Genomic DNA, 8,185 nt, shown 5'->3' with positions numbered 1-8,185 from the left:
TAAGTAATTGCATTTGCTCCAGCTTCAATTGTTTCAATAATAGAGGCTGGGTTTTTACCACCCGTTGCAATAATTGGCAAATCAGGAAATTTACGACGAATAACACGCACAATATGGGCCGTATTTGAGCCACCACTTACATTGATAATTTTGATTCCCATATCCAATTTCTTTTGAATGTCTGTATGCTCTGAAACAACAGTGAGTACAAGTGGAATATCAATGAAATCCACAATCTTCTTAATGGTTTTGTTGGGTGTAGGAGCATTTACAACCCCTGCAATAGCGCCTTCAGATTCAGCAGCTAACCCCATGTTTACTGAACGTTTACCATTAGTTAAACCGCCCCCAATCCCAGCTAAAACAGGGATATCTGCCGCTTGGCAAATAGCATCTATAATCGTTGGATGTGGTGTGAATGGATAAATAGCAATAACCGCATCTGCGTTACAATTTTTAATAATCGCAATATCCGTACTGAAGATAATCCCTTTGATTAACTTTCCAAAAATACGGATACCACTGGCTTGTTGTATTTCCGCAGGTAACCGAATAATATCCTGTCTTAACGTACTTGTGAGTTCTGGTATTCCTTGTTCTTTTTTATTTTCCATAACTATCCCCTAACTTATAGTGACAATAGCTCATCACCATAGTGTAATCCCTAAAAAAACACATTGATTCAATTGTTTTATGGATCTCTATTTGGGAAGTATCCCACTTCGTATTTATCTTAACATAACATGCACAGCAGTTCTTCTATGACACTTAGCATATCTAGTAAAAGTCGAATAATTAACACGATTCGATAACTATAGCGCGACGCACTTCTTACTTTAAATGTGTTATTTTGCTCAGTTTAACTAATTCTTGTTCGATTTGTCAATAGTCAGGCTCTTTTATACTAAATTAACTTTTTTTCATTATAAAATCGTCCTAAATTGTTTCATCAACTGTTTTATTTATGCTGTCTATCCACCTCGATTACTAGAAGCTCACAACGCTTGAATAACAGCTATCAATGACAATTTTGAGTACGCTAATAAAAACTCATTAGATCATCTTTCCTTGTACAAAAAAACAAGCTATTTCAAATAGCTGAAATAGCTTGTTTTATTTTATTATGACTTTATTAGAACTGTGATTGTAACTCACTATCTAATCATTAAAATCAGGTTTCACGCTCGGCTTAGTTAGTAATGCAATGATCCAACCGACAACCAGACCGATTCCCCCCATTACTACCCATCCCATCGAAATATCATAGAATGGTAAATAATTTGCAAAGAAAGTATCAATTGGTCCTAAGTTAATTTCCAATGCTTTACAGAACTCTGTGATCGAAATAACGGCTGTAAATAAAACTGTTGTAACGTACACTACTCGGCGACCACCAATCAAACCGTTAAGGAATGTTAGAAGTACCAGTACTACTGTAAGTGGGTAAACTGCCATCAATACTGGTACTGAATAAGAAATAATCTTATCAAGGCCAATATTTGCTACTAAACCACCAAATACAGCAAATATAACAACGAAAGTTTTGTAATTAATGCGAGGTAATAATTTATTGAAGTAACTTGCACACGCTGTAACAAGACCAATACTTGTTGTTAAACATGCCAAGAATACAATTGCTGCTAATAATACTTTACCAAAAGAACCGAAGTAGAATGTCGCTGCGCCTGACAACACTGGGCTACCATTAGCTTGCATGCCAAGTTCATCTACACTTTGCGCGCCTATTAAAGCAATAAATACATATATAAATGCTAGTAAACCAATCGCAATGAGTCCAGTTTTTGTACACATAACCGCGACTTCTTTACGTGTTTTTGCACCTACTGACTTAACAGCATTTACAACAATGATACCAAATACAAGTGCGGCTAAAGCATCCATCGTCATATAACCTTCGAGGAATCCACTGATGAATGAATCGTTAATATATTTCCCTGTCGCTGCAGTTTGTGTACCCATCGGTTTAAAGATAGATGCGGCAATCAAGACCAATATAACAGCTAGTAAAATTGGTGTCAGTATTTTCCCAACACGATCAACGATTTTTGACGGTGAAAGAGATAACCATAATGTAACACCAAAAAAGACAGCGGTGAAAATTGCAAGTCCCATTTTCATCTGATCAGCTTCCAAAAATGGTGCTACACCAACTTCAAATGATACTGTACCCGTACGTGGGAGTGCAAATAATGGGCCGATTGTTAAATACAAAACGATTGTGAAAATCAATCCATAGATTGGATGTACTCGGCTAGCTAAGCTCTGTAAATCTTCTTTTCCTGAAAGACCAATAGCCAAAATCCCTAAGAATGGCAGACCTGTTCCTGTAATTAAAAATCCAATAATAGCGGGCCAAACATGATCACCTGCTTCTTGTCCTAGAAAAGCTGGGAAAATAAGATTACCTGCGCCAAAGAAAAGTGCAAATAGCATCAATCCAATCGCAATGTAGGCACTGAAACCTATACGTTTATCCATCATTTGTTCCTCCTAACATAATTTGAACCAATCTCATTCTATGTATCTTTACTTACTATGAAAGACCATCGTCTGAATTGTCTGACATTTCAGAAAATAAAAAACGCGTAGAACGGACTATAATTCTTAGTCTTAACAATCCCCATTATACAGTAAGCAGTCAATAGATAAAAGCTTTTTTTAGTTATTTTTCTAGTTATTTTTTTAAATAGAAAGCCCTTTCAATTCTATGTTATAATTAACTGATTATTACATCTATTTTCTGGATTTTATTAACCATACTATCTTAGGAGGTTTGTTTTATGCTCTTATTTCAACTTGTTGTTATTTTAGCTGCTGCAAAATTATGTGGCCACTTAGCCGTTCGAATTGGTCAACCAGGAGTATTAGGAGAGTTAATTGCCGGTATTTTGATTGGACCTGCTGTACTTAATATCGTCACTCCCTCGGAACTCATTACCGTTTTAAGTGAAATTGGCGTTATTTTATTGATGTTTTTTGCCGGCCTAGAAACAGATTTAAAAGAACTCAACCGTTATAAGTACCCTTCTATTATGGTAGCTGCCTTTGGCGTTATTTTCCCGATGGTTGCTGGCTTTATGATTGGGGAATTTGCCGGTATGAATACCGTCCACTCGCTTTTCCTTGGTCTAGTATTTGCGGCGACTTCTGTTAGTATTTCAGTCCAAACCTTTAAGGAACTCGGAGAATTTTCATCAAAAGAAAGCGTTACGGTATTAGGGGCGGCTATTTTAGATGATATTATTGCGATTGTCGGCTTATCTATTTTAATTGGATTTATGTCGAGCGGTGACACCAATTTATGGCCGTTATTTGGCAAGTTCGCCGTCTTTATTGCTTTTTCTGTTCTTGCTTGGCGTGGATTACCGTGGTTAATGAAAATTCTCGCTCGTTTACGCGTTTATGAGCCGCGTATTTGCGCCGCAATACTTGCCTGCTTCACCTTTGCTTTTGTTGCAGAAGAGTTAGGGTTATCAGCGATTATCGGTTCTTTCATGGCTGGATTAATTCTCGCTAAAACTGATCTACAGGTAGAACTACAACAAAAAATTGAACCGTTAGCACAAGCACTCATTATTCCTGTCTTTTTCGCAAGTATTGGTCTATCTATGCAACTTGATGGTTTAAAAGAACATATTTGGTTAGTCGTCATCTTGTGTGTTATGGCTGTTTTCACGAAAATTATCGGTTCCGGTATTGGCGCACTCCTGACTGGGTTCAAACCTAAATCTGCTCTTATTGTAGGAACCGCAATGATGTCACGTGGTGAAGTTGCGCTAATATTAGCCGCATTAGGGCTACAACAAGCCTTGTTCCCCGAGGTTTATTACGCACCTATCTTGATAGCTATCATCTTTTCTACAGTGCTAACACCCGTCTTACTTAAATATTTTATACATTGGAATCGTAAAGCCTAAACAATGTAATGACTCCTATACTAACACTGAATATTTGTATTTACACTTATAGCATGTTATACTATAAACATATAGTAATAGAAATGTACGGCATTCTACTAGTTGTTTTTGTAGATACTTTTTCACACTGGCGTGGCTATAGGGCCACAAGGACGTAAAAGAAGGTAGGGTTTACGTTGCTTAAGTTAGAAAGCACGAGTCGAGAATGATACCGCGGTTTTAAACAGCTTGAACTGTTTATATTATAATTAAAAACGGGCCCAATGTACGGCCACTTAATATTGAATTTCACATTTTTTGTTACCTATTAAAGAGCCCCTCTGGCATTGAAGAGGGGCTCTTGTCCATTTATCATTTATTTTACTCACCTAACTTTATGAATACTTTCTTCAATTTCACCCCACTTCTTCTTATCTGGAAAGAAAGAAAAAGTAATGACATCGGTATTTTCGATGTATAGACCATTAACATCTGTTAATACCAAATTATAGTGATGTCTATTTTTTTTGATGTTTTTCAAGTGCTCCTCCCTTAAAATAACCAATGAACATTCATCTTTATATTCTTGTTTAATATAGTCTGCCAAAAAAAGTTGATGTCGTTCATCACAGTTAAAATAAAGACATATTTTAACGACTCTTTTCTTTTTAAGATCCTTAATTAGATTCTCCCAGCGTATCAACACACAGTAACTTAGCTTATAAATTAGTTCCTCGGAATACATTCCTTGATTGAAAAATTCTCGGAATACCTTCGAAAATACACGATAAAAGTCAGTGATTTCAATAGTTACATCCGTAATAAAGTCTTTATGTTTATTAAATAAAACACCATTGTTTTTGTATAGTCTATTCATTTCATTAAATAGTTCTTGCAAAACAAATTCCCTATTAGGTATTTCAATTTCTAATTTAGAAGACAATTTCATTAAAAATTCATCACATTTACAATAGTCTTTATCAAAAAATAGGCTATCACCGTTATTTTCAGCCTCCATATTTACTTGCTTAATATCCTTTTCTCTACTGTCATATAAGATAGCGAAGACTTGCTGCAATGACTGAGGTTGTATCTCTAAATCAAATAGCGCTTGAAATTTGGCTACAAAAAACGGATTATCCAAAATCATTTTAAATAAATCATTATCATTTATGGGTTTCATATCTATATAATGATTGTTTGATGTTCGTATACAGGCAACTATTATGCCTACTTTTAATTTTTCTCTATTTATATTACTGATTTTAGTGATCTTATTTTCATATAACGCCAACAATTCATTGCTAAATGTTAATTTTTCCGTTGAAAACACCGCACTGCTTTTTTGATATTTTTCCAGTACTAGATTTATTAAGAATTGACGGATTCTAAGTTCATCACCACATATTTTAAAAGGAGATGATGTAATATGTATGTTACACACAGATAATTTTTCATTAAGAGTGTGTACTAATCGATTAAGTGTTGATTTACTAATGTACAATTCCTCACATAATTTATACGCTGAAAAAGGTACATTGAAAGCAAGCATCTCCAATAATCTAAACTCAGTACTGTCTCTTAATATGTACATATAAATGGCATTCTTGGAGTAATTACTAAAAAAACGAATACAAAAGCCTTTTTTTCTAGAATATTCCAGCTTAAAAAAATTAGCATTGCAGTTTAAATCCTCAAGATCTGATCGAATCAGCCTTTCAGCTAAACCAAGTTTTTGTGACATGCTTTTAGTAGTAAGCCACCCCTTATCATACAACATCTCTAATAAAATTAAATGTCTGAAAGAACGGTTGTTCAACAAATATCGCATTATCTATACTCCCTTTTTTAAATTTAATTTAACACTTCTATTTACAACAATATACTGTCACTGTATTCTCACGTTAACTAAAGTTTTACAACTTACTTAATGATAGTCCCTCTACACTGTCGTTGTGAAATAAAGATTTCTAATACTATGATTAAGAATATCTATTTCATGTTTTTTTATTTTTAATTCAAAAAAAAGCTTTTATTCCATAAATGAAGTAAAATTAAGAATATATTGCCATAAAAAATAGGAGGAGTTTATGCTTTCTTTATTGCACACCTACGTGACCGTTTATGAACTGCGTAACTTTTCAAAAGCTGCTGAGATGTTATATCTTTCCCAACCAACAGTATCTGTACATATACAGAAATTAGAAGAGATGACGGATACCCCACTATTTATTCGTAACGAAAAGAAGAGCGTTCAACCGACAGAATTCGGTGAACTTTTTTATATAAAAGCACTCAACTTAATCAAAGATTGGGGAAGTACCCTTGATGAAATAAAGCAAAAGAAAACAAATCGTAAACACTATACTATCTTAATATCCCATTCAATTGCAGAAATGTATTTCAATAATTTCATACCTAGTCTTATTCTCACATTTTCTGAATTTGATTTTGATTTCCTTGTGAAAAATTCAGAAGAAATTATACATGCCATTACTAACGAAAAAAATGTAATTGGCTTGATTGAAAAACCTACCAACCGTTCTGATTTTAATGAAACAATCTTATTGGAAGACCAAATGGTTCATGTCGGCAGTCAAGATTCGCCTTACTGGATTGAACGCGAAGAAAATTCTGGTATGCGTTTCTATCAAGAACTTTATTTGGACCAAAAAAAGCTCCATCTTCATACAATCACAACCAACAGTCTTAGTTTTCTTGTTAAACTGCTAGAAAACAATATCGGACAAACGTTAGTGTCTAAAAAGGCGTTAGATTATTTACCGCAATCCATTGATTGGAAAGATACTCAGTTTAAACGTCATCTCACTCTGATTCAAAAAACTGAACCGCTCAAAAATTCAGATGCCGGAAAACTGACTACTTTTCTAAAAACACAAATAAAAAAACAACAACCTTAAAAAATTAAAGAAGTACTCTTGAAATATGACAGTTCGAGGTGCTTATTTGATTTTTCTAGTTTTACCACCGCACTATTACTCAATTTTATAACCTTATTTAAAAATCAAATAGCGTTATTTTTCAATAACTTATGTTTGAATAAAAAAGCTAACTACCCTTGGTAATCCTTTCTCTCAGTTGCGTTTCCGTTGTCACATTCTGCATTTTCTCAAAAAAACAAGGAGGTTTTGCAGTTATTAAACGCTCTTTTTTGTTAGATTTGTCTAAAATATTTCGATTTCAAAGACCGCTTTACTTCTATTTATCTTTTTTTCATTGAACTCCGTTTTAAAATGCTGAATAATTAACTTATAAATAAAAACTAAGGAGTGACGCATTATGAAAAAAACAACAACTAAAGTAGGTATCGTTGGCACAGGATTTGTTGGTTCTAGTATCGCCTATGCGATGATCAATCAAGGAATCACTAATGAACTTTTTTTAATCGATGTTAATAATGAAAAAGCAAAAGGTGAAGCACATGATTTAAGCGATGGTATCGGATGGGGTCAAACAAACGTCACTGTTTTTGCTGGTGATTATAACGACTGTAAAGACGCTGATATTATGGTCATTACTGCAGGTATCAACCAAAAACCTGGGCAAAGTCGTCTTGATTTAGTAGACACCAACGCTAAAATAATGACTGATATTACCAATAGTATTATGGCTAGTGGATTCGATGGTATTTTAGTTATTGCAAGCAATCCTGTCGACGTATTAACTTATGTTGCTTGGAAAGCATCTGGATTACCTCATAGTCGCGTTATTGGTACAGGAACTACTCTAGATACAACAAGACTTAAAAGTGCGGTTGCGGCTAAATTAGCGGTTGATCCTCGTTGTGTTCATGGTTATATTATTGGTGAACACGGTGATTCTGAAACAGCCGTTTGGTCACATACAACAATTGGCGGAAAAAACATCCGCGAATGGGATGGTATTACTGAAGAAGTTCTAGAAACAATGTACGTTAACGTTCGTGATGCTGCTTATGATATTATTGACAAAAAACAAGCAACCTATTACGGGATTGGGATGAGCACAACTCGTATTGTTAAAGCTGTTCTTAATAACGAACAATGTGTGCTTCCAATTTCAGCCTACCAACAAGGGGAATACGGAGTGGACGATGTCTTTACTGGAACGCCTGCTATTGTTGGACAAGAAGGTGTGCGTGAAATTATTGCTCTGCCTATCTCAGATTCTGAACACAAACAATTTTTGAATTCAGTTGATCAGTTAAAAACAACGATTCGCTCTATCAAATAATCTAATAACTGAGTAGTTAGCTGTTTCTCACCATG

At 34.6% G+C, this 8,185-nt stretch carries 6 protein-coding genes; 3 read left to right on the top strand and 3 right to left on the bottom strand.

The genetic code is table 11. The features are described 5' to 3' along the window. A partial coding sequence (locus IKV95_RS08970; RefSeq protein WP_287451685.1) for a beta/alpha barrel domain-containing protein occupies positions 1 to 614 on the bottom strand: 614 nt, incomplete at its 3' end. Positions 615 to 1,158: 544 nt separating this feature from the next. Next, entirely contained in the window at positions 1,159 to 2,499 is a 1,341-nt protein-coding gene (gene brnQ, locus IKV95_RS08965) for a branched-chain amino acid transport system II carrier protein (protein ID WP_029091446.1), read from the bottom strand. 302 nt (positions 2,500 to 2,801) lie between these two features. Here brnQ and IKV95_RS08960 point away from each other — a divergent pair, with 302 nt between their 5' ends. Then, entirely contained in the window at positions 2,802 to 3,938 is a 1,137-nt protein-coding gene (locus tag IKV95_RS08960) for a cation:proton antiporter (RefSeq protein WP_069126665.1), read from the top strand. Between the two features lie 364 nt (positions 3,939 to 4,302). On the opposite strand, the gene IKV95_RS08955 is transcribed toward IKV95_RS08960, so the two are convergent. Then, positions 4,303 to 5,748: an AcpB/EbpR/MafR family transcriptional regulator gene (locus IKV95_RS08955; RefSeq protein WP_287451684.1), complete on the bottom strand. Its 1,446-nt coding sequence runs from the start codon at positions 5,746 to 5,748 to the stop codon at positions 4,303 to 4,305. A gap of 259 nt (positions 5,749 to 6,007) precedes the next feature. On the opposite strand from IKV95_RS08955, the gene IKV95_RS08950 reads away from it, so the two are divergent. Further along, the gene (locus tag IKV95_RS08950; RefSeq protein ID WP_287451683.1) at positions 6,008 to 6,838 is read left to right on the top strand and encodes a LysR family transcriptional regulator; all 831 of its coding nucleotides are present in this window, start codon (positions 6,008 to 6,010) and stop codon (positions 6,836 to 6,838) included. A gap of 379 nt (positions 6,839 to 7,217) precedes the next feature. Next, on the top strand, positions 7,218 to 8,150 hold the full coding sequence (locus IKV95_RS08945) for an L-lactate dehydrogenase (protein ID WP_029091444.1): 933 nt from the start codon (positions 7,218 to 7,220) through the stop codon (positions 8,148 to 8,150). Positions 8,151 to 8,185: the final 35 nt, after the last annotated feature.

It is taken from the genome of Brochothrix sp., from assembly GCF_017549435.1.
Lineage (GTDB): Bacteria > Bacillota > Bacilli > Lactobacillales > Listeriaceae > Brochothrix > Brochothrix thermosphacta.
This window is presented reverse-complemented; position numbering and strand designations above follow the sequence as displayed.

Excerpts from the sequence above, each read along its gene's own strand:
- brnQ (WP_029091446.1), bottom strand. The coding sequence starts at position 2,499 with ATGGATAAACGTATAGGTTTCAGTGCCTACATTGCGATTGGATTGATG.
- IKV95_RS08960 (WP_069126665.1), top strand. The coding sequence starts at position 2,802 with ATGCTCTTATTTCAACTTGTTGTTATTTTAGCTGCTGCAAAATTATGT.
- IKV95_RS08955 (WP_287451684.1), bottom strand. The coding sequence starts at position 5,748 with ATGCGATATTTGTTGAACAACCGTTCTTTCAGACATTTAATTTTATTA.
- IKV95_RS08950 (WP_287451683.1), top strand. The coding sequence starts at position 6,008 with ATGCTTTCTTTATTGCACACCTACGTGACCGTTTATGAACTGCGTAAC.
- IKV95_RS08945 (WP_029091444.1), top strand. The coding sequence starts at position 7,218 with ATGAAAAAAACAACAACTAAAGTAGGTATCGTTGGCACAGGATTTGTT.